We start from the raw sequence: 20,220 nt of genomic DNA, 5'->3' as shown, positions 1-20,220 counted from the left end.
AGGGACAGGGCTTGCTTTTCACCCCGGTATAGCGAGAACAGTGAGCCCCGCAACAAAGCGAGGCTCCTGCCGATCCCTCGTCTCAGACGAACTGGCTGAGGCCCGGAACGGAAGCGACGACCTCGTCGACGACCTCTTCGCCGGCATATTGCTTGGCGATCGCGATGGTTTCCTTGGCAAGCGAGGTGATCTCGCCCATGCCGAGGCCCTCACCCATCAGCTGCTGGCCGAGCCCCATGATGCCGCCACCGCCGAGCGAACTCATCAGCCCGCCGAGCAGGCCGCCGCCGCCGGCGCCGGCGCCGTTGAACTGGGCAACGAGATCGGCGCCGCCGGGGATCGCTTCGATCATCTTGGCAACCGGGCCATCGGCGGCCTCGCGTTGCAGGAAGCCGAGCATCATGCCGAGCGCTTTTTCGGCGAGGTCTGGCGCGATACCCACGCGATCGGCGATCTGGGTTACAATTTCATTCATGTCAGCCTCCTGTTATTTGACGTTAACGTCAACGTTAATCGAAATTCCACAGCAACTCAAGCCGGCCCCTCCCCGGGCCGCACTTTGTCCGGTTTTGCTTTCAACGCAAACAGTTGTCGGCATGCACCTGCCTGCTTATAACAAGGAAACGATGGTTCGATGAAGGCGGCAGAAGCACGCCTTCTCATACAAATGGCGGCAGAGCCCCAAGGGAGCATTCCGAATGATCGAGGATGGCAAGATTTTCATCGGCGCGAGCCGCAATCCCGATGACAGCATCAACAAGCCAGAATATCTCGACCTGAAATTCGGCAACCGTCACGGCCTCGTCACCGGCGCCACCGGTACCGGCAAGACGGTGACACTGCAGGTGCTCGCCGAAGGCTTCTCGCGGGCCGGCGTTCCGGTATTTGCGGCCGATATCAAGGGCGATCTTTCCGGCATCGCCGCCAAGGGCGAGCCGAAGGATTTCCTGACGAAGCGCGCCGAGCAGATCGGTTTCACCGACTATGAATTCGACCAGTTTCCGGTGATTTTCTGGGATCTGTTCGGCGAGAAGGGCCACCGGGTGCGCACCACCATCGCCGAGATGGGACCGCTGCTGCTCGCCCGTCTGATGGATGCCTCCGAACCGCAGGAAGGCGTCATCAACATTGCCTTCAAGATCGCCGACCAGGGCGGGCTGCCGCTGCTCGACCTCAAGGATTTCAGCTCGCTGCTCAACTATATGGGCGAGAACGCCAGCCAACTTTCCAACCAGTACGGCCTGATCTCCAAGGCCTCGGTCGGCTCGATCCAGCGGGCGCTGCTCGTTCTCGAACAGCAGGGTGCGGAGCACTTCTTCGGCGAACCGGCGCTGAAGATTTCCGACATCATGCGCACCAGCAACAACGGCTACGGCCAGATCTCGGTGCTGGCCGCCGACAAGCTGATGATGAACCCGCGGCTTTACGCCACTTTCCTGCTCTGGCTGCTTTCCGAACTCTTCGAGGAACTGCCCGAGGTGGGCGACCCCGACAAGCCGAAGCTCGTCTTCTTCTTCGACGAGGCGCACCTGCTCTTCAACGATGCGCCGAAGGTGCTGACCGAACGTGTCGAGCAGGTGGTGCGGCTGATCCGTTCCAAGGGCGTCGGCGTCTATTTCGTGACGCAGAACCCGCTCGACGTGCCGGAAACGGTGCTCGCCCAGCTCGGCAACCGGGCGCAGCACGCGCTTCGCGCCTATTCGCCGCGCGAGCAGAAGGCGGTGCGGACGGCGGCCGATACATTCCGCGCCAATCCGGCCTTCGATTGCGCCACCGTCATCACCAATCTCGGCACCGGCGAGGCGCTGGTCTCGACGCTGGAGGCCAAGGGCGCGCCTTCGATCGTCGAGCGCACGCTGATCCGCCCACCCTCCGGCCGCGTCGGCCCGGTGACCGATGACGAGCGCCGTCAGATCATGGACAGGAGCCCGGTTCTCGGCGTCTATGACGAGGATATCGACCGCGAATCCGCCTTCGAACTGCTGGCCGCACGGGCGAAGAAGGCAGCCGATGCCGAAGCCGCCAAACGGGCGCAGGAAGAAGCGCCTCAGCAACAGGGCGGCACAACCTCCGGCTGGAACCTGCCGGGCTTCGGCGGCGGCAATGACGACGACAACCAGGGCCGCGGCCAATCGCGCGGCCGGACGTCCAGCTATCAGCGCGAAACGGTGGTGGAAGCGGCAATGAAGAGCGTGGCCCGCACGGTGGCAACACAAGTCGGCCGGGCGCTGGTGCGCGGGATCTTGGGGAGCTTGAAGCGGTAGGGTTGCGACGAGCTATAAAAGCCCCTCATCCGCCTGCCGGCACCGACCGGGGTCGAGCCACAGGTCTCGCCCCGTCCTTCGGACCCCCGCTCGCGGGGCGAAGCGGAATAGCCGCAACCTCTCCGTTCCTCCCCTCTCGTAGGGCACGTTCCCTCGCCCCGTTTACGGGGAGAGGGTTAGGGTGAGGGGCAACTTCCCACGCCTTCTCTGATCGTTCCCCTTCTTGAACCCGCAGCATTTATTCCCTAAATTACCTGCCATCGACCATTTCAACAGGATGTGTGCCGCAATGGATTTCAACCCGATCGCAACGCCAGTTCGCCTTGCCAACGGGGAAAACCATATCCATGCCTGCATCCATCACCCTCTCCCAAATTTCGTGGTCCGCGCCTGACGGGCGGCCGCTTTTTTCCAATCTCGACCTGAGTTTCGGGGCTGAGCGTACCGGTCTGGTCGGGCGCAATGGCGTCGGCAAGACGACGCTGCTCAAGCTCGTCTCCGGTGAACTCCAGCCGCATTCCGGGACGGTATCCGTCAGCGGCAGTCTCGGCGTGCTACGGCAGAGCGTTCAGGTGACGTCTGACGAAACGGTTGCCGATCTCTTCGGCGTGACCGACGCCCTCGCTATTCTTCGCCATGCGGAAGCCGGCGAGGCAACGGCCGACGAGCTGGCATCCGCGGACTGGAGGCTAGAGGCGCGCATTGCCGCAGCGCTCAATCGGACGGGGCTCGACGCACTGCCGGAGACGCCGCTTGCTGTGCTCTCAGGCGGGCAGCGCACCCGTGCCGGGCTTGCGGCGCTTGTTTTCACCGAACCGGACTTTCTGCTGCTCGACGAACCGACCAACAATCTCGATCGCGAGGGCCGCGAGGCGGTGATCGCGCTGATGTCAGGCTGGCGGGCCGGCGCCGTCATCGTCAGCCATGACCGCGAACTGCTCGAAAGTGTCGATGCGATCGTCGAACTGACGTCGCTCTCTGCCACGCGCTACGGCGGAAACTGGAGCCATTATCGCGAACGCAAAGCGCTCGAGCTCGCGGCGGCACGGCATGATCTCACTGACGCCGAAAAACGCATCGCCGAGGTTGCCAGGAAGGCGCAGGCGACGGTGGAGCGTCAGGCGCAGAGGGACAGCACCGGGCGGAAGACGGCCGCCAAGGGCGGCATTCCGCGCATCGTGCTCGGCGGTATGAAGGAGCGGAGCGAAACGACGGGTGGCAACAATGCCCGCCTCGCCGACCGTCGGCGCGCCCAGGCACTGGACGAGGCAAGGGCGGCGCGCGAGAAGATCGAGATCCTGCAGCCCTTGTCGGTCACCCTGCCGCCAACCGGGCTGCCGACCAGCAAGACCGTCCTGAAAATGGATGGCGTGACATCGGGCTATCTGCCAGGCGATCCCGTCATCCGCAATCTTTCCTTCGATGTGACGGGACCGGAGCGTATCGCCGTCACCGGCCGCAATGGCTCGGGCAAGACGACGTTGCTGGCGCTTATTACCGGCGAGTTGAAACCCTGGGCCGGCACGGTCAACGTCATGACCGACCTCTCGATGCTTGATCAGAAGGTCAGCCTGCTCGATCCGTCGATCTCGATCCGCGACAATTTCCGCCGGATCAATCCGCTTTCCGATGAAAATACCTGCCGGGCTGCGCTTGCCCGCTTCATGTTCCGGGCGGATGCGGCGCTGCAGACCGTATCGACGCTCAGCGGCGGGCAATTGCTGCGGGCGGGCCTTGCCTGCGTGCTCGGCTCGGCACCGCCGCCGCTGTTGATCCTCGACGAGCCGACCAACCATCTCGACATCGACTCAATATCAGCGGTCGAGGCCGGACTGCGCGCCTATGACGGCGCGCTGCTCGTCGTCAGCCACGACGAAACGTTCCTTCAGAGCATTGGGATCACGCGGCGGTTGGAACTGTCGCCCGCCGACCCGGGATAATTCCGGCTCATGCCTGCTGCCGGCCTCCGACGCGACGGCTCCGGCAGACGGCGACGATCAACGCGGTTACGCAGATCAGGAGTTCAAGAGCGAAGGTCCAATGCAACATGAAACTCACGACCCAATTGCTGTAGGTCGCCGGCACCGTCGTCAGCTCGAATTTCGACCAATCGAATGGCGCGAGCCAGAGGATCGGCGCGGCGACGGTATCCATGATCATGTGGAGCATGACGGCTGCGAAAAAGACGGCGGCCGCGGGAAACCAGCGCGACGCCAGCCGTCCGATCACCGGCAGAGCCACGACGGCGAGAGCAAGCCAGAACAGCGGCCAGTGCGAGACATAGCCGTGATGATGGACCTTGCCGCCGGTCAGAAAGAAATAGACCATGTCGAAATCCGGAAGCACGCTACCGACCAATGCCGCGGTCATGATGCCGGGCGCAGCGGATCGCTGCCGCGCGGCGCTCGCCAGAATGTAGCCTGCCGGCAAATGGGCAATGAGCATGCGTCTTGTTCTCCCGGTCGGCCCCGAGGAATCCTCTATGCACGGTTTGTGGCTGGAAATCGGCGCACGTCCGGCTCCCTTGCCTCTTCTTGCGGGCAATGTTATTTGGATCGCTCAAGCTTTTGAGAAAGGAGGATCACGCAATGCAGTATTATTTTCGGTTTAATCGCCAGCGTGGTCCCGTCAACGCCCTGCAAATGCGTTTGCAGGGCTGACCAGAGACCGTTTCTCGACATCTCTTCCTGGTCTGCCCTTCGTGGCCAATGCGACGCCGTAGATGACAGCGCGCATTCCTCTCATTTCCCGGGCTCGAACCGCGCAATCCCGTGATGGCTGAACGCCCCGGAGCGCGCTTGATACCCGGTCAAGACCAGAGAACGATCATGACACTCATCAATATCCGCAATCTCGGCGTGACGCTGGGCAGTCCGTTGTTTTCCAAGCTCAATCTCGTCGTCAATGGCGGCGACCGCATTGGTCTCGTCGCCGCCAACGGGCGGGGGAAATCGACGCTGCTTGCCTGCATCACCGGCGCGCTGGAGCCAAGCGAGGGCGAGATCACCAAAGCGCGGGGGCTGACCGTCGGCCATGTCGCGCAGAATGTGCCGCCTGCCCTTTTCGACACGCCGTTCTACGATGCGGTGCTGCAGGCGCTGCCGGCCGATCAGGCCGAAAGCGAAAGCTGGCGGGTCGACGTGGTGCTGGAATCGCTAGATGTGCCGGAGGTCATGCGCGGCCGGCCGCTGAAGCAGTTGAGCGGCGGCTGGCAGCGGCTTGCCATGCTTGCCCGCACCTGGGTGAGCGAACCCGACGTGCTTCTGCTCGACGAGCCGACCAACCATCTCGACCTCGAAAAGATCGCGCAGCTGGAGAGCTGGCTGAATGCGCTGCCGCGCGACGTGCCGGTTGTCCTGTCCAGCCACGATCGCGCCTTCCTCGATGCGACGACCAACCGGACGCTGTTCCTGCGGCCGGAGCAATCGCCGGTCTTCGCCCTGCCCTATACAAGGGCGCGCGCCGCCCTCGACGAGGCCGACGCTTCCGAAGCCCGGCGCTACGAGCGCGACATGAAAGTGGCGGAGCAACTGCGCAAGCAGGCGGCCAAGCTCAACAATATCGGCATCAACTCCGGCAGCGATCTGCTCGTCGTCAAGACGAAACAGCTCAAGCAGCGGGCGGAGAAGCTGGAGGATGCGGCAAAACCGGCGCATCTGGAGCGCTCGGCCGGCGCCATCCGGCTTGCCAATCGCGGCACGCATGCCAAGGTGCTGGTGACGCTGGAGGATGCGGCTGTGACGACGCCGGATGGAACGCTGCTGTTCAAAACCGGCCGACAATTCATCTGCCAGGGTGACCGCATCGTGCTGCTCGGCCTCAACGGCGCCGGCAAGTCGCGGCTGGTGTCGATGCTGAAGCAGGCGATCGAAAGACCGGATACGGCGCGGGACGGCGTCAAGGCGACGCCTTCGCTCGTGCTCGGCTATGGCGACCAGGCGCTTGCCGATCTTGCCGACACCGATACGCCGATCGGCACAATCATCCGCCGCTTCGATGTCGGCGACCAGCGGGCGCGGGGCTTGCTGGCTGGCGCCGGCATGACGATCGACATGCAGGCAAAACCGATCGGCCAGTTGTCCGGCGGCCAGAAGGCACGGCTCGGCATGCTGGTGCTGCGGCTTGCGGAACCGAATTTCTACCTGCTCGACGAGCCGACCAACCATCTCGACATCGAGGGACAGGAGGCGCTGGAGGGCGAGTTGATGGCGCACGAGGCGAGCTGCCTGCTGGTCTCGCATGACCGCAGTTTCGTGCGGGCGGTGGGAAACCGGTTCTGGCTGATCGAGAAGAAGCGGCTGGTGGAAGTCGAAAGCCCGGAGGGGTTCTTTGCTTCGGTGGGATCAGGCGTGTGATGGGTGGCGCGGCGTGCCGCGCCGCCCCATCCTTCGCGAGGGTTCGCAACAAATCTCAATGTTAAAAGACACTCCGCAACGTCGGCGCGGGGCATGGTTTCTTGAGAGCCGGGCGGTGTCGCAATCGCCCTCTCGGCTTTTCTTCCCATGAACACGAGGCATCTCCATGCATATCAGATTAGTCGCCTGCGCCGTCCTGGCGCTTTCGGTTGCCGTTCCGGCCGTTGCCGCCGATCTCACCTATGAAACGCCGCCGGCGCCGTCCGCCGGAGAGGTATCTTCAGCCTATGACTGGTCGGGCTTCTATCTCGGCGCCCAGGGCGGATATTCCTGGAGCCAGGCAAAGATCCTCGGCTCGGATCAGGATATCGACAGCGGCACGTCAGGCCTGCATGCCGGCTATAATTTCCAATCCGGAAATATCGTCTACGGCATCGAGAACGACTTTAACTACAACTTCGAGAAAAATGACAATGCGAACCTCGAATGGGATGCCTCGGGCCGAGCTCGGGTCGGTTATGCTTGGGATCGAACCCTGTTCTTTGCAACGGCAGGCGTGGCGGCCGGCGGCGGCAAGGTCGACATTTCCGCTGCCGGAAAGAAGGACGGCATCCTGATCGGCTGGACGGCCGGCGGTGGCATCGAACACGCGGTCACAGACAATATCCTGGTGCGCGGCGAATATCGCCATTCCGATTTCGGCAACAAGGACTTCGGCTCGACCATCGGCGATGTCGGCGCTACGCAGGATAAGGTCCTCTTCGGGACCAGCTACAAGTTCTGACGGAAAGGCAGGGCGGCAGCCGTATGAGGGGCCTGCCGCAGCTGCCGCGTCAAACCCTACCGCTTCGGTGCGACCAGGCAGAAGAAGGCGCCTTGCGGGTCGGTGGCCTGGATGATCCAGCTGCCGCCGGGGACTTCCATCGGGCCGTGGACGACCTTGCCGCCGCCTGAGGTGACGCGTTCGATCGCGGCGTCGAGGGTGGGCACGATGAAATAATAGCACCAGAACGTCATCGGCATGTTTTCCGGCTTGGTCATCATACCGCCGGTCTGCCTGCCGTTATGGGCGAAAAGATAGTAGACGCCCATCGGGCCCATGTCCATTTCGCTGTCCTTCGTCCAGCCGAACAGCTTGGAATAGAAGGCCAGCGCCTGTTCGCCATTGCCGGCATAGAGTTCACGCCAGCCGATATTGCCGGGTGCGTCGAAGGCCAGTTCCGGCATGGGCTTCTCCATCGGCGCCGGCGTCATGATGCAGAGCACCGCGCCATGTGGATCGGCGACGACGGCGAAGCGGCCGATGGTCGGGATGTCTTCCGGCGGACGGCGGACCGAACCACCATTGGCGGCGAAATCCTTGGCCGACTGGTCGACGTCGTCGACATCGACATAACCCGTCCAGTTCGGTGGAATGCCCTTACCCTCGAGTTCGGCCGGAAATTCCATCAGGCCGGCGACGCCGATGCCGTTCGCCTCGAAGATCGTATAGGTGGGCATGCCCTCCATTTTCATTTCGGAGGTGGTCCAGCCGACGACCGAGCTATAGAATTTCGCGGCAGCCGATGTGTCGGGGGTCATCAACTCGCACCAGATGAACTTTCCATGCGTCTCGGACATCATACTCTCCCTTGTTCGACGCCCTTTTCCCGAGGCCTCTTTTTCGAAACCCCTTTTTCAAGGTTGAGCGCCGTGATTGTCAGATCTTGCGGGCGTAATGTGCTTCCATGAACTGCTTCCAGGAACCGTCAGGCTGCTTGGCGCTGGAGATGAAGGTGCGGTGATCGGCGTCGGTGAAGGTGATCTGCTCGCGGTAATCGGCAAGCCCCTCGCTGTTGAAGTCGGGACCTGTGGTATAGAGGTCCAGCACACTGCCTGACGCGTCGAGCTCGCCCTCATAGACCCACATATAATCCATCATGCTGCCGATCCAGCTGCCGACGTATTTGCCTTTTGCGGCGTTGTAGCCGAGCGTCAGGATGCTGGTGGCCTCTTTGCCATCAGGCATGCGGCCGGTCCCTTCGGCGACGAACCAGATGCCGTGCAGTGAGCGGACGGTTTCCGTCCAGGGCTCGCTTCCCGTCATGTCGGGTGCGGTGACGGTCCAGTCGCCGATCAGTCTTTCCAGGAAGGAATGTTCCTTCAGCACTTCAGCGGTCTTCATCGTCCTCTTCTCCCTTGAGTGATGGTGGCCTATTTCAGTGACAGCAGGATGGCGCTTTCGGGGCCTCATCATATTCGTCGTGGCGGCGCACGAAATTCATCGTGCTGTCCTCGTTGCGGCCTTTCGGCGCGCGGTCGAGGATCATCAGGGTGCCGATCAGTTCTTCCGGCCCGCGGGCATAACTCGAATAGGTATGGAAGATCTCGCCCCTGTCGTTGTGGTAGAAAGCGCTGAGGCCCGGCAGTTCGTCATTGGCGTCAGCTGGCTGCATAGGCGTGAAATTGTAAAAGACCTCGTCCTTGGCAAGATCCTCCGGGCTAAAAGATACGTGATAATCGAAATTGAAGTCGCTGCCGAAGGAAGAGACCCAGGGAAATTGCCAGCCCATGCGCTGTTTATAGGCGGCGATCTTGTCGAGCGGCGCGCGTGAAACGGCGACCCAGGTGACGTCGTGATGGTTCAGATGCGGCAGGGCGCCATCGACATGATCGGACAGGAAGGAGCAGCCGGTGCAGCCGGCGTCCCAATCCGGGCCGAGCATGAAATGGTAGATCAGCAACTGGCTGCGGCCGTCGAAGAGATCGGCGAGCGACCTCCTGCCCTCCGGCGTTTCGAAGACATAATCCTTGTCGACCTTCACCCAGGGCAGCGCCAGACGGGCGGCGTTGACGCTGTCGCGTAGCCGCGTCGCCTCCTTCTCCTTGGCCAGCAGGGCACGGCGGGCTTCGAGCCACTCTTCGCGGGACACAACTTCATTCTGCATGAAATGCGCCCTCCTCCGGCGCTTGCCGGTGAAGCCGGCTCATCTCCTTCTCCTTGACTAAATACATTGATATCAATAGAAATGGGGCATGTCAAATTCGATCGAGATTCCCTTTTCCACGACGCTATTGGTGCGCGACACCTGCCTCTGCCTGCATGTGCAGCGGGCGGCACGCGCGCTTGCCCGGCTGTTCGACGATGCGCTGAGGCCGGCCGGGCTGACCAATGGGCAGTTTTCGCTGATGATGTCGCTGAACCGGCCGGAACCACCGCCAATGGGGCCGGTCGCCGCCCTGCTCGCCATGGACCAGACGACGCTGACGGCGGCGCTGAAGCCGCTGCAGCGCAAGGGCTGGGTGAAGGTGATGGAGAACCCGAGGGACAGGCGCGGCCGGCTGCTGAGCCTCACCGTCGAAGGCAAGGCGGTGTTGGCGAGAGCGCTGCCGATCTGGGAAAGCACGCATGCGATGATCGACGGAAAGCTGCCGGATGGCGGCGCCGCAAGGCTGCGGCAGGACCTGCAGGCGCTGTCATGAATGATGGCAGAAACGCCCGGGCCGCCGGGCTGAACGCCGACCTCGTCACAGCGGACGGCTAGCGGCCGAATAGAGCAAGCCGATGGCTGCCCCTCACCCTAGCCCTCTCCCCGTAAAAACGGGGAGAGGGGACGTGCCCCGCGAGAGGTTGGCGAGGAACGGAGAGGTCGCGGCATATCCCCTTCGCCCCGTTTACGGGGAGAAGGTGGCGGCAGCCGGATGAGGGGCTGGCCTCACCGATCTCCTGGGCCGGGCTCTACTGCGTTCGTCTCAGGAGTTGAAGCGCGACGGCGTCCGGCCGAAGATGGAAGCTGCTCCCACACTTTTGCTGGGAATTGCTCCGATCAGGCGACGGTGACCGGGACCTCGGTCGAGGTGCGCATGGCGTGGCTGTAGGGGCAGACGATGTGGGCTGCGGCTGCGAGCTTTTCAGCGGTTTCGCGGTCGAGACCCGGAATGTTGACCGTCAGCGCCACTTCGATGCCGAAGCCGCCGCCATCTTCACGCGGGCCGATGCCGACCTTGGCGGAGACCGTCGTGTCCTCGGGAATCTTGACCTTCTGCTGGCCCGCGACAAATTTCAATGCACCGAGGAAGCAGGCGGAGTAGCCGGCAGCGAAAAGCTGTTCGGGATTGGTGCCGGTCGCGCCGTCACCACCGAGTTCCTTGGGAACTGTCAGCGTCACGTCCAGAACGCCGTTTTCGGAAACGGCGCGGCCTGCGCGGCCGCCGGTGGCAGAGGCTTTGGTCGTATAGAGAATAGGCATGACGATCTCCTTTGATTGGCCCTTCGATCGGGTTGGATTTTTATTATCGCACAATTAAATTGCACGCAAGTGAATTTTGCAAATTGCATTTCGGATTCGAAAAGAGGACAATCAGCGCCTCAGGGATGATGGATATGAAAGCGCAAACGACGAAGACGATGGAGATACCGCAAGAGGAGAAGCGGCTGGAAAAGCAGTTGTGCTTCGCGGTCTACGCGACAGCGCATGCTTTCACCCGCGCCTACAAGCCGATCCTCGACAAGGTCGGCCTGACCTATCCGCAATATCTGGTGATGCTGGTGCTGTGGGAACGCGGCGAATTGCCGGTGAAGACGATCGGCGAGCAACTGGATCTCGATTCCGGCACGCTATCGCCGCTGTTGAAACGGCTGGAACAGAGCGGGCTGCTCAAGCGCATCCGCGACCTGCGCGACGAACGGCAGGTGATCGTGTCGCTGACCCCGCAAGGTCAGGCAATGAAGGGGGAGATCGATACGATCATGACGGCGATCGGGCAAGCCGCAGGCTGCACGCTTGAGGAAATGGCCGAGATGCGCGACATGCTGCATCGGCTGCGGGGCAATCTCGGGCGGGCCGGCACGGGCGGCTGAACGCATTCATCCGATAGAGCCGGCACACCCGGTAGAGCGGGCGGGGGCGCGCCGAGAGATCAGGGCCGCGGCTTAGCCGGCGACCGGCGCTTCTTGGCAGGCGCCGCCTTAGGTTCGGCCTCGGCCTCCTGCTGCAAACGCAGCGCCTTCAGCTTCTCCGTCTTCTTGTCACGGGCCGATGCCTCGGCGGCGATAATCGCGCGCGCCGTGTGGTCGGTCGCTTCGGCCTTGTCGCGAGACGAAAGCTTGGCGGGATTGAAGAATTCTCCCTTGGTGGCGGTCATGTGCCCCTTTCCCAGGTGATGGCGGCGTTGCTGCATAGTTCCTCAAATCGAAATCGGTTCAAGGAATTATACTGAAATTCAAGTGTCACAGCCTCCTTTGCGCGTCTGGAAAAGACGCGCGGCGCTGTAAGCCATGGCTCCACGGCAGAAACCATGATTCACGGTTGGCCGTGATTCCGCGGTGAGCCCGTGATGCCACTGTTGGCCGTGATGCCACAGCCGGGATTAGCGGGTGGGGCGGAGAACCTTCTTCGGCGCCGGCAGCAGACCTTCGCGCTGCAACTTCTTGCGGGCGAGCTTGCGCTGGCGGCGAATGGCCTCGGCCTTTTCGCGGGCGCGCTTCTCGGACGGCTTCTCAAAGGCGCTGCGCGCCTTCATTTCCCGGAACAGGCCTTCCCGCTGCATCTTCTTCTTGAGCACGCGGAGCGCCTGATCGACATTGTTATCTCTGACGAGTACCTGCAAAACGATATCCTTCCTGTCGCGGCGGCCGCCGCACTGTCCAAATTAAAAACGCGGGACTATTTCCCGATTTTGATGCTCGAAAACTTCAGCCAGGGCTCGGCGCCGTCGGACTTGGCTGCCGCCTCGGGGGAAGCCCTCGACGGAGATTCACCGGTATCGATGTCCGCCTCAGTGATGCGGCGCTCGAAATTCTCTGCGTCGAACTGGACGCGATATTGCACATGCCCATGGTCGTTGGGCAGGATGCTGGAGATCCGGCACCGCTTATCGGCTTTCGCCGTGCGGGTGAGGCCCGATTTCAGCACGATCATGTCGCCGACTTTATAGTTTGGTCTGCCCATTTCAGCGTCCCTTCGACTCTTCGGCTGCTCACTCGGTCAATCAGAACGACCGGGGGGTCATTCAGGAACGACCGGGCATTCCGGAAAAGCCTGCGATCAAAGCAAAAAGGCCGGGCTGGTACCCGACCTCTTCCAGTCACTCAGCCCGCCGCCGGTATCGGTAGCTCGCTGCCAGTACATCCGTGGTCAGCTTGCTGCCAGCACATGGCCAGCCTGCTGCCATATTCATGGCCAGCAGAGGCGAATGACAAATCATGCGGCCTGAAGGTTGTCAGCCGAATTCTTGCCGGACTTCTTGTCGCGGACGAGATCGTAGCGGATCTTCTGACCTTCAACGAGTTCGCGCATTCCGGCGCGTTCAACCGCTGAGATATGGACAAAAACGTCCGTAGAACCATCATCGGGCTGAATGAAGCCAAAACCCTTGGTGCCATTGAACCACTTGACGACGCCTGAATTCATAACGATCTCCTTTTCAACCGTTTGTGTTCGCCTGCGGAATAATCCCCGACAAGCCGTATCGATGTTGAGAGGATATCTGACGGAGCGCTCAAGCGCGTGGACAAAGGTCGCAAGCAATTCGATACGCACCATGTAGGATATTTACCGAATTAAGCAATGCTATTTCGGAAAATAATTCTCTCGCGGGCGCAAAATGAAGCTCTTGCCCCCGCGGAAAGCACCCTTTTTCCCCGGGGCAAAGCACTCGCTTGCCTGGGGCAAAGCATCTGCTTGCCCGGGAAAAGGATCAAGCCGAGGCGGCCGGATTGCGGCCGCCTCGGTGACGATTACTGCCAGACGACGATGGGCGCCTTTGTCGGCACGCGGTCGTAGAGATCGATGATATCCTGGTTCATCAGCCGCACGCAGCCCGACGAGACGGCCTTGCCGATCGAGCGCCAGTCGGGATTGCCGTGCAGGCGGTAGAGCGTGTCCTCTCCATTCGAGAAGATATAAAGCGCGCGGGCGCCGAGCGGATTCTTCAGACCCGGCTCCATGCCGCCGTTCTCGATCGAGTATTTGACGAGTTCGGGCTGGCGGGCAACCATCTCGTTCGGCGGCTTCCAGCGCGGCCATCTCTGACGCCACTGGATGACGCCCGAACCCTGCCAGGCGAAACCCTCGCGGCCGATGCCGACGCCGTAGCGCATCGCCATGCCGTCACCCTGGACGAGATAGAGGAAGCGCGACGGCGTATCGACGACGATGGTGCCGGGAGGCTGACCGGTGGGATCGACGACGCGCTGGCGATAATAGCGCGGATCGATCTGTTCGTAGGGAACGGCTGGAATGAGAAAGCCGCCGTCTTCGATGGGACCATACATGACGGCAAGCTCAGCCCCACTCGGCACGCTCGACGCACCCGGGGACTGGAACAGGCGCATGGGCGAACGGTAGGTGATCGTCGTATCGCCTGATGTCACGGTGTTGGCTGAGGAGGCGCAGCCGGCGAGCGCGGAGGCTGCGGTCAACGCCGAAAAGGAAAGAAAGCTGCGGCGGGAAAGATGTCTATCGAAGCTCATGACGCGGGACTGATTTCCTCTGATGCGGGAAGCCGGACGAGACGTCCGGATAAACCGGTGATTCGTCCAATGCCGATAACAACATCAAAAGATCTATCGGCTTGCGCCAAATAAACCATAGCTTCACGCAGACGTGTCCAGCCCGGAGCGGACGATATGGGTAGCGCTGTTGCAGCGCTACATCACAACGATCTCGGCCTTGGCCGAAACGCGGTCGTAAAGATCGATAACGTCCTGGTTCAGCATGCGCACGCAGCCCGACGAGGTTGCCTTGCCGACCGACTGCCAGTCAGGTGTGCCGTGGATGCGATAGAGTGTATCCTGCCCGTCCTTGAAGATATACATGGCGCGGGCGCCGAGCGGGTTCATCAGCCCCGGATTCATGCCGCCATTCTCCGCCCCGAACGGGCGAACTTCAGGCTGGCGCGAGACCATTTCGACCGACGGCGTCCAGCGCGGCCACTTCTGCTTCCACTGGATGACGCCGCGCCCCGACCAGGCGTAACCGTCGCGACCGAGGCCGACGCCGTAGCGCATCGCCTTGCCGTTGCCCTCGACGAAATAAAGGAAATGCGCCTTGGTATCGATGACCACGGTGCCGGGACGCTCAGCCGTCTGATAATCGACCTCCTGGCGCAAGAACTGCGGCTGCACGCGGCTGACCGGGATCGCCGGCAGGGTGAAATCCTCGTCACGCTGCTGACCGTACATTGCCATGTGCACGGGATTGGTAACCGGCAGGCCATAGGTCTGGTGGAACTGGGTCTTGTAGAGTTCGCGCGTCTGCGGCACCGGCTGATCGGGGATCGGCCGCACCCGGCGCGGATCGACGCCGGGCGGCTGATAGAAGACCGGCGAGGTTTCCTGGACGAAGCGGGCGGGCGAATCGGCGGCGACATCGGGAATGAGGATGTTGCAGCCGCTCAGCGACGCAACTGCAATCACGAGCCCGGCAAGTGGGAAGACCCGGCGCAGAAAATTCATGGAACCACCCTTATCAACGATCGGCAAGACAGCGATATCTGCCGGGACGATGGCATCTGCGGCTGGCGCGAGGCTGGCGTTGGGGTGGGAAAGCTGCGGGCTAAGACGACCAGAGTCGCCGGGCTTCGCCGCGAAGCGCAGCGATCGCCTGTGCGGCAACGTCACCGTCCATCTGCAGAACGCTTGCGGCATGTCTCAATTCAGTCTCGTCCTCAAGTCTGGCGAGGACCCAGCCGATCTTGCGCTCAATGTCTTGCCCATAAGCTTCCGTCGCCTTGAGAACAGCGACAGCGGGAATTTCCACGTAGCGGGTGAGAAGCATGCCGAGATCGATAGCATCACGGTAGGCGACAGCCCTGTCCTGGCAGCGGTCAGCATTGGCGAGCAGTTTTTCAGCGAACATATCCGGCAGCGACAGCATGGGAATGTTCAGCTGTGGATCGAGGGTGCCTTCAAGAGCAATCCGGGCCTCACGCACGATTTCAAAGCGAATCGGCTGCCCTTCAAGGGTAAGAGCCGTGCGTATTCCATACTGATCTGTCCTGATATCCCGGAGCGCGGCTACCGGCTTTGCGAAAAACGCCCCTACTCCGCTTTCGACCGCCGCCATGCGCAAGACGCGATATCCCTCGCCATCCGCACAGAGAAAATCGACATCGAGCGACAGTCGGTATTCGTCGAGATGCATGACTATGGCGGTTCCGCCGGCAAACCAACACTTGTTGGCCAGAAGAAAATCAGCCTCCATCAACTGAAGAGCCGCGGCGATGGTGCGATGTTCCGGACGTCTGAATTCCATGGTGGCCACTCGATTTCCGCCCAAGCCTAAACGCGAAGGATAAAGAAACGGAAAATCAGGAAACGAGCAGGACGCCGTTGCCATGGGTGGCGGCCAGCTCGCGGATCAGTTGCGCCTCCCGCTCGGTCAGCCTGCCGGTATCGACGAAACGCCAGTTGCGTTCATAAAGCGCGAAGGCCTCGCTGGCAGGCATGGCGCGCGCGGGATCGCGATTCCAGGCGAGCGATTTCAGCTCGGGGAAGTCGTTCGGCACAATCATGCTTTCTGGCATGCTCTCTGCGTTCGTCGTCATTCCCACAATATAGGGCCAATAGCCCTCAATTTGAAGCGGCTGGAATTCAGGCCACCACCCCGTGGAAGAAGCGGATGCTCTGTTCGATCTCGGCCGGCAGCGCCGAGGTGTGATTGCCGGCGATGGTTTCGGTCTCGATATGGACGCCGGCGGCGCGGGCGCGGCGGGCCAGCAGATCGGCGCGGTCGTTGAAATGCGGCTCCTCCGTGCCGTGGACGACGCGGATCGGACATTTGAAGCTATGAGCGTAACACAGGGCCGAACGCACCTCGAATTCATGCTTATTGCTGTCGTCGAAGCGAATATCCTGCGGATAGCGGTTGAAGAAGCGGAAGGCATCGGGGTTGCCCGAAATCGGTGCGGCGGCGCGGAATTTGTGAGTGGTCATCGCCGTCAGCATGGTCAGCGTGCCGCCGATGCTGTGGCCGGCGATGAACAGCCGTTCGGGATCGACACCTGGCAGATGCGCCAGGCGCTCGGTGGCGGCGAGCACGTCATCGACCTCGTCGTAAAAACCGGAGAAATTGCCCATCTGGCCGTTTTCGCCGCGCAACGACGGCATCATCACGACATAACCGGCATCCATATAGGGTTTCATCAGCTGCCAGTGGCCGATGCCCATGGCATTGCCGCCGTGCAGGAAGAGCACGGCCGGTTTGGCGGCGCGCTCGCGCTTGTATTTCGAGACAAAGGCCGCCAGTTCCAGTTCGCCGTAACCGGAGCGGTAGAAGATCTTGTCGGCATCGGCAGGCGCATTCAGCAGTTCGTATTTGTCGGGCGCCGGGCCCTTCTGCAGCAGCTTGGTGCGGAAATGGTGGCGGACCTTGGCGTAGTCGTGCTTGGCAAGGCGCGGCTCGTCCGGGACATCGAAAGCTGCCGCCATGCGCGGCAGGACAAGTGCACCGGCAAGACCCGCCAGTACGGCACGGCGTTGATGGAAAAAAGAATTTTGTTCAAGCGAGCTCATAACGCACCCATCATTTTCCCGGCATGCAGAATCTGCACCGGAAGATCGTTGCCGCCAATACACATGCTGTTGAAAATATTGCCCTGCGTCATTTTGCGCAGGGCTTGCAACTTCATGCCGGCTTGGCCTCGATCATGGCGATCAGCGTGCGCAGCCGGTCGGCCTCGTAGGAGGGCTTGTCGGGGCGAAGGCGGGCGATGCGGGGGAAGCGCATGGCGACCCCCGATTTGTGCCGGGTCGAGCGGTTGATGCCTTCGAAGGCCACTTCGAGGACGAAGCCGAAATCCTTGTCGGCGCGCACGGCGCGCACCGGGCCGAAACGCTCGGTGGTATTGTTGCGCACGAATTTGTCGAGCACCTCGAGCTCGGCATCGGTGAAGCCGAAATAGGCCTTGCCGACGGGCACCAGCTGTTCGCCGTCCTCGTCATCGGCCCAGACGCCGAAGGTGAAATCGGAATAGTAGCTGGAGCGCTTGCCGTGGCCGCGCTGGGCATACATCAGCACCGCATCGACGTTGTAGGGGTTGCGCTTCCACTTGAACCAGGGGCCCTTCATGCGGCCGGCCTGGTAGATACTGTCGCGGCGCTTGATCATCACGCCTTCGATGACCGGATCGGGCGGCGCGGCGCGCAGAGTATCGAGCTCTTCCCACGACGAGAACGGCACGAGCGGCGAGAGATCGAAACGGTCATGAGGGGCGCGGTCGATGATCTCGGTCAGCCGATCGCGGCGATCGACATAGGTGCGGCCGCGGACATCGTCGTCGCCATCGAAGAGCAGGTCATAGGTGCGGATGAAAGCGGGGTAATCGCCAAGCATCTTTGCCGTCACCGTCTTGCGGTTCAGGCGCTGCTGCAGGTCGGAGAAGGTGCGGGTCGGGCTGTTGGAGCGCGCGGTGCCGCCGACCAGCAGCTCGCCGTCGACGACGCCGGAAAAATTGATCGCGTCGAGAATATCGGGAAAGGCGCCTGATATGTCGTCGCCGGAGCGGGAATAGATCTTGCGCCTGTCGCCGGAGCGGGAGAGCTGGACGCGGATACCGTCCCACTTCCATTCGGCGGCGTAGTTCACCGGATCGAGACTGGTCAGATCCCCCTCCTCCACCGCATTGGCGAGCATGACGGAGTGAAAGATCGCCGGTGTGGCCAGCACCGGTTTTTCGCCGCCATCCGCCAGCCATTCGAACAGCGTCTCATAGGGCGGCTGCAGGCCATGCCAGAGGGTTTCGATCTCGGTGACGTCCTTATCGCCGAGATCGGCCAGCGCCTGCTTGGCAAGGCGGGCGGAAACGCCGATGCGCATGGCGCCGGTGGCAAGCTTGATGAAAGCGAAACGGCCGGACGAATCCAGCCGGTCGAGAAGATCGCGAACGTAGCTGCGCACTTCAGTGCGGCCGAGCGCATTCATGCCGGTGACGACCTCGCCGAGACGCGGCTGAGCAAGGGCCGAGCGGTCGATATCCCTCTCATTGTCCCAGACGAGCGAGATGGTTTCGGCAAGATCGCCGACATAGTCGTAGGAATAGCGAAACAGCACCTCGTCCATGCGCTCCAGCACCAGCTCGCGCAGCATGGCGGGCTTGACGTTGCGCACCTCCAGCGTGCCGGCGATGGCGGCAAGGCCGTAGCCGCGGTCCGGATCCGGCGTGTCGCGGAAATAGTCGGTCAGCAGCTTCAGCTTGCCGTTGCGGCTGGGGGTCAGCACCAGGCGGTCGAGGAGGTCGGCGAAGGCTTTCATGGGCGCCTCCCACTGGCGTGAAGAGGCCCAACGGGTACTCCCTCATTCCCGTGCTTGTCACAGGAATCCAGCGCGTCCAAGTCCTTGGACGCGGGAGATCCTTTTACGTCGCATGAGTCTTTCACCGCGCCGACGCGCGGTGGCTGGATTCCTGTGACAAGCACAGGAATGAGGGTGTGAGAAATGCGGCGGGCGCGGCACGAAAGCCCCTCCCCCTTGTGGGGAGTGGTTGGGGAGGGGTTTTCAGCGACAAGCTCCACGCTCAATCCCCCTCATCCTCATAACCGACCAGATGCAGCGGCTTCGCCTTGATGCCCTGCAATTGGCACCAGCGCACCAGGGCTTCCTCGCGGCCATGCGTCACCCAGACCTCGGCCGGGTGCAGTTCCCGGATCGTTTCGGTCAGTTCCGGCCAGTCGCAATGATCGGAGATGACGAGCGGCAGTTCGACGCCGTGCTGTTTGGCGCGCTGGCGCACCATCATCCAGCCGGAGGCGAAGGCCGGCAGCGGCTCGTTGAAGCGCCTGGCCCAGCGGTCGGCGAAGGCCGATGACGGGCCGATGACGACCGCCCCCTTGAAGGCGGACTTGTCGCGGCTTTCGATCGTCGCCGGCAGCAGCTCGCCGAGATCGATGCCCTGCTCGATGTAATAGTCGCAGAGTTTTTCCATGGCGCCATGGATATAGATCGGTTCGGCATAGCCGGCATCGCGCAGCAGCCGGATGACGCGCTGAGCCTTGCCGAGCGCATAGGCGCCGACCAGATGGGTGCGCTCGGGAAATTGCCGCAGCGATGCCAAGAGCTTGCCGATCTCCTCCATCGGATCGGGATGATGGAAGACCGGCAGGCCGAAGGTCGCCTCGGTGATGAAGACATCGCAGGGAACCGGCACATAGGCGGCGCAGGTCGGGTCGGGGCGGCGCTTGTAGTCGCCGGAAACGACGATCCGGGTGCCGTTCTTCTCGATGGCGATCTGGGCGGAGCCGAGCACATGGCCGGCCGGATGAAAGCTCACCTTGACGCCGTTGACCAGCAGCTCCTCGCCGAAGGCGGCAGCCTGTTCGCTGGCGCAGTAACCGTCGCCGTAACGCAAGCGCATGATGTCGAGCGTCTGGCGGGTGGCAAGCACGTTCACATGGCCCGGGCGGGCATGATCCGAATGGCCATGAGTGACGAGCGCCTGCTCGACGGGCCGCACCGGATCGACATAAAAGCCGCCTTCCGGGCAATAGAGCCCCTCCGGGGCGGGATAAAGCAGCGCATCAGGTCTCATGAAACGAGAGATAGCGGGAAATGGGCGCGAGGCCAGAGGGCGGGAAGAAGGGACTGGCGAATGCACTGCAATCGACCACTGCGCAAGCTCGTCTT

General features: G+C 62.1%; 23 protein-coding genes. 6 read left to right on the top strand and 17 right to left on the bottom strand.

What is annotated here, in order from left to right:
• Positions 1–82: 82 nt before the first annotated feature.
• Complete coding sequence (locus AC245Y_RS04800; RefSeq protein ID WP_003546502.1) at positions 83–475, bottom strand: hypothetical protein; 393 nt, start codon at positions 473–475, stop codon at positions 83–85.
• A 223-nt stretch (positions 476–698) separates the two neighbouring features.
• Here AC245Y_RS04800 and AC245Y_RS04795 point away from each other — a divergent pair, with 223 nt between their 5' ends.
• Complete coding sequence (locus AC245Y_RS04795) at positions 699–2,264, top strand: helicase HerA-like C-terminal domain-containing protein (protein WP_012756588.1); 1,566 nt, start codon at positions 699–701, stop codon at positions 2,262–2,264.
• 347 nt (positions 2,265–2,611) lie between these two features.
• Positions 2,612–4,204 (top strand): ABC-F family ATP-binding cassette domain-containing protein, encoded by a 1,593-nt coding sequence (locus AC245Y_RS04790; protein WP_012756587.1) that lies wholly within the window; start codon positions 2,612–2,614, stop codon positions 4,202–4,204.
• 7 nt (positions 4,205–4,211) lie between these two features.
• Here the strand turns inward: AC245Y_RS04790 and AC245Y_RS04785 are convergent, their stop codons facing one another.
• On the bottom strand, positions 4,212–4,709 hold the full coding sequence (locus AC245Y_RS04785) for a metal-dependent hydrolase (RefSeq protein ID WP_017993370.1): 498 nt from the start codon (positions 4,707–4,709) through the stop codon (positions 4,212–4,214).
• A 383-nt stretch (positions 4,710–5,092) separates the two neighbouring features.
• Between AC245Y_RS04785 and AC245Y_RS04780 the strand changes: the two genes are divergently transcribed.
• Together AC245Y_RS04780 and AC245Y_RS04775 are read left to right on the top strand one after the other, a co-directional pair.
• Positions 5,093–6,619, top strand: coding sequence for an ABC-F family ATP-binding cassette domain-containing protein (locus AC245Y_RS04780; RefSeq protein ID WP_017993369.1), 1,527 nt, complete (start codon positions 5,093–5,095; stop codon positions 6,617–6,619).
• A 166-nt stretch (positions 6,620–6,785) separates the two neighbouring features.
• Positions 6,786–7,403: an outer membrane protein gene (locus tag AC245Y_RS04775; RefSeq protein WP_012756584.1), complete on the top strand. Its 618-nt coding sequence runs from the start codon at positions 6,786–6,788 to the stop codon at positions 7,401–7,403.
• Positions 7,404–7,459: 56 nt separating this feature from the next.
• On the opposite strand, the gene AC245Y_RS04770 is transcribed toward AC245Y_RS04775, so the two are convergent.
• The 3 genes from AC245Y_RS04770 to AC245Y_RS04760 form a co-directional block, all read right to left on the bottom strand.
• Positions 7,460–8,239, bottom strand: coding sequence for a VOC family protein (locus tag AC245Y_RS04770; RefSeq protein WP_020486939.1), 780 nt, complete (start codon positions 8,237–8,239; stop codon positions 7,460–7,462).
• A gap of 79 nt (positions 8,240–8,318) precedes the next feature.
• Positions 8,319–8,783, bottom strand: coding sequence for a DUF1579 domain-containing protein (locus tag AC245Y_RS04765; RefSeq protein ID WP_017993367.1), 465 nt, complete (start codon positions 8,781–8,783; stop codon positions 8,319–8,321).
• 34 nt (positions 8,784–8,817) lie between these two features.
• Positions 8,818–9,546 carry a DUF899 domain-containing protein gene (locus AC245Y_RS04760; protein ID WP_012756581.1) on the bottom strand — a complete coding sequence of 243 codons (729 nt, stop codon included), beginning with the start codon at positions 9,544–9,546 and terminating at the stop codon, positions 8,818–8,820.
• A gap of 88 nt (positions 9,547–9,634) precedes the next feature.
• On the opposite strand from AC245Y_RS04760, the gene AC245Y_RS04755 reads away from it, so the two are divergent.
• Positions 9,635–10,081, top strand: a complete 447-nt coding sequence (locus AC245Y_RS04755; RefSeq protein WP_012756580.1) for a MarR family winged helix-turn-helix transcriptional regulator — start codon at positions 9,635–9,637, stop codon at positions 10,079–10,081.
• Between the two features lie 344 nt (positions 10,082–10,425).
• Here the strand turns inward: AC245Y_RS04755 and AC245Y_RS04750 are convergent, their stop codons facing one another.
• Entirely contained in the window at positions 10,426–10,848 is a 423-nt protein-coding gene (locus AC245Y_RS04750) for an organic hydroperoxide resistance protein (RefSeq protein ID WP_003546481.1), read from the bottom strand.
• Positions 10,849–10,973: 125 nt separating this feature from the next.
• On the opposite strand from AC245Y_RS04750, the gene AC245Y_RS04745 reads away from it, so the two are divergent.
• Positions 10,974–11,459 carry a MarR family winged helix-turn-helix transcriptional regulator gene (locus tag AC245Y_RS04745; RefSeq protein ID WP_017993366.1) on the top strand — a complete coding sequence of 162 codons (486 nt, stop codon included), beginning with the start codon at positions 10,974–10,976 and terminating at the stop codon, positions 11,457–11,459.
• 59 nt (positions 11,460–11,518) lie between these two features.
• On the opposite strand, the gene AC245Y_RS04740 is transcribed toward AC245Y_RS04745, so the two are convergent.
• The 11 genes from AC245Y_RS04740 to AC245Y_RS04690 form a co-directional block, all read right to left on the bottom strand.
• A complete protein-coding gene (locus tag AC245Y_RS04740) occupies positions 11,519–11,743 on the bottom strand; it encodes a hypothetical protein (RefSeq protein WP_003546479.1) in 225 nt (74 codons plus the stop codon).
• 225 nt (positions 11,744–11,968) lie between these two features.
• On the bottom strand, positions 11,969–12,208 hold the full coding sequence (gene rpsU, locus AC245Y_RS04735) for a 30S ribosomal protein S21 (protein ID WP_003546477.1): 240 nt from the start codon (positions 12,206–12,208) through the stop codon (positions 11,969–11,971).
• 56 nt (positions 12,209–12,264) lie between these two features.
• The gene (locus AC245Y_RS04730) at positions 12,265–12,549 is read right to left on the bottom strand and encodes a hypothetical protein (protein ID WP_012756578.1); all 285 of its coding nucleotides are present in this window, start codon (positions 12,547–12,549) and stop codon (positions 12,265–12,267) included.
• A gap of 252 nt (positions 12,550–12,801) precedes the next feature.
• Complete coding sequence (locus AC245Y_RS04725; protein WP_003546468.1) at positions 12,802–13,011, bottom strand: cold-shock protein; 210 nt, start codon at positions 13,009–13,011, stop codon at positions 12,802–12,804.
• Positions 13,012–13,337: 326 nt separating this feature from the next.
• Positions 13,338–14,072, bottom strand: a complete 735-nt coding sequence (locus tag AC245Y_RS04720) for a L,D-transpeptidase (protein ID WP_003557650.1) — start codon at positions 14,070–14,072, stop codon at positions 13,338–13,340.
• A 177-nt stretch (positions 14,073–14,249) separates the two neighbouring features.
• Positions 14,250–15,056, bottom strand: a complete 807-nt coding sequence (locus AC245Y_RS04715; protein ID WP_003557646.1) for a L,D-transpeptidase — start codon at positions 15,054–15,056, stop codon at positions 14,250–14,252.
• 100 nt (positions 15,057–15,156) lie between these two features.
• Positions 15,157–15,855, bottom strand: coding sequence for a nucleotidyl transferase AbiEii/AbiGii toxin family protein (locus AC245Y_RS04710; RefSeq protein ID WP_012756576.1), 699 nt, complete (start codon positions 15,853–15,855; stop codon positions 15,157–15,159).
• Between the two features lie 55 nt (positions 15,856–15,910).
• Complete coding sequence (locus AC245Y_RS04705) at positions 15,911–16,147, bottom strand: hypothetical protein (RefSeq protein WP_026157286.1); 237 nt, start codon at positions 16,145–16,147, stop codon at positions 15,911–15,913.
• 46 nt (positions 16,148–16,193) lie between these two features.
• Positions 16,194–17,114 carry an alpha/beta hydrolase family protein gene (locus tag AC245Y_RS04700; RefSeq protein WP_017993364.1) on the bottom strand — a complete coding sequence of 307 codons (921 nt, stop codon included), beginning with the start codon at positions 17,112–17,114 and terminating at the stop codon, positions 16,194–16,196.
• Between the two features lie 112 nt (positions 17,115–17,226).
• A complete protein-coding gene (locus tag AC245Y_RS04695; protein WP_017993363.1) occupies positions 17,227–18,852 on the bottom strand; it encodes a cisplatin damage response ATP-dependent DNA ligase in 1,626 nt (541 codons plus the stop codon).
• 262 nt (positions 18,853–19,114) lie between these two features.
• On the bottom strand, positions 19,115–20,125 hold the full coding sequence (locus tag AC245Y_RS04690) for a ligase-associated DNA damage response exonuclease (RefSeq protein WP_017993362.1): 1,011 nt from the start codon (positions 20,123–20,125) through the stop codon (positions 19,115–19,117).
• Positions 20,126–20,220 lie beyond the last annotated feature (95 nt).

The sequence above is a fragment of the Rhizobium sp. SRDI943 genome (genome assembly GCF_057653695.1).
This window is presented reverse-complemented; position numbering and strand designations above follow the sequence as displayed.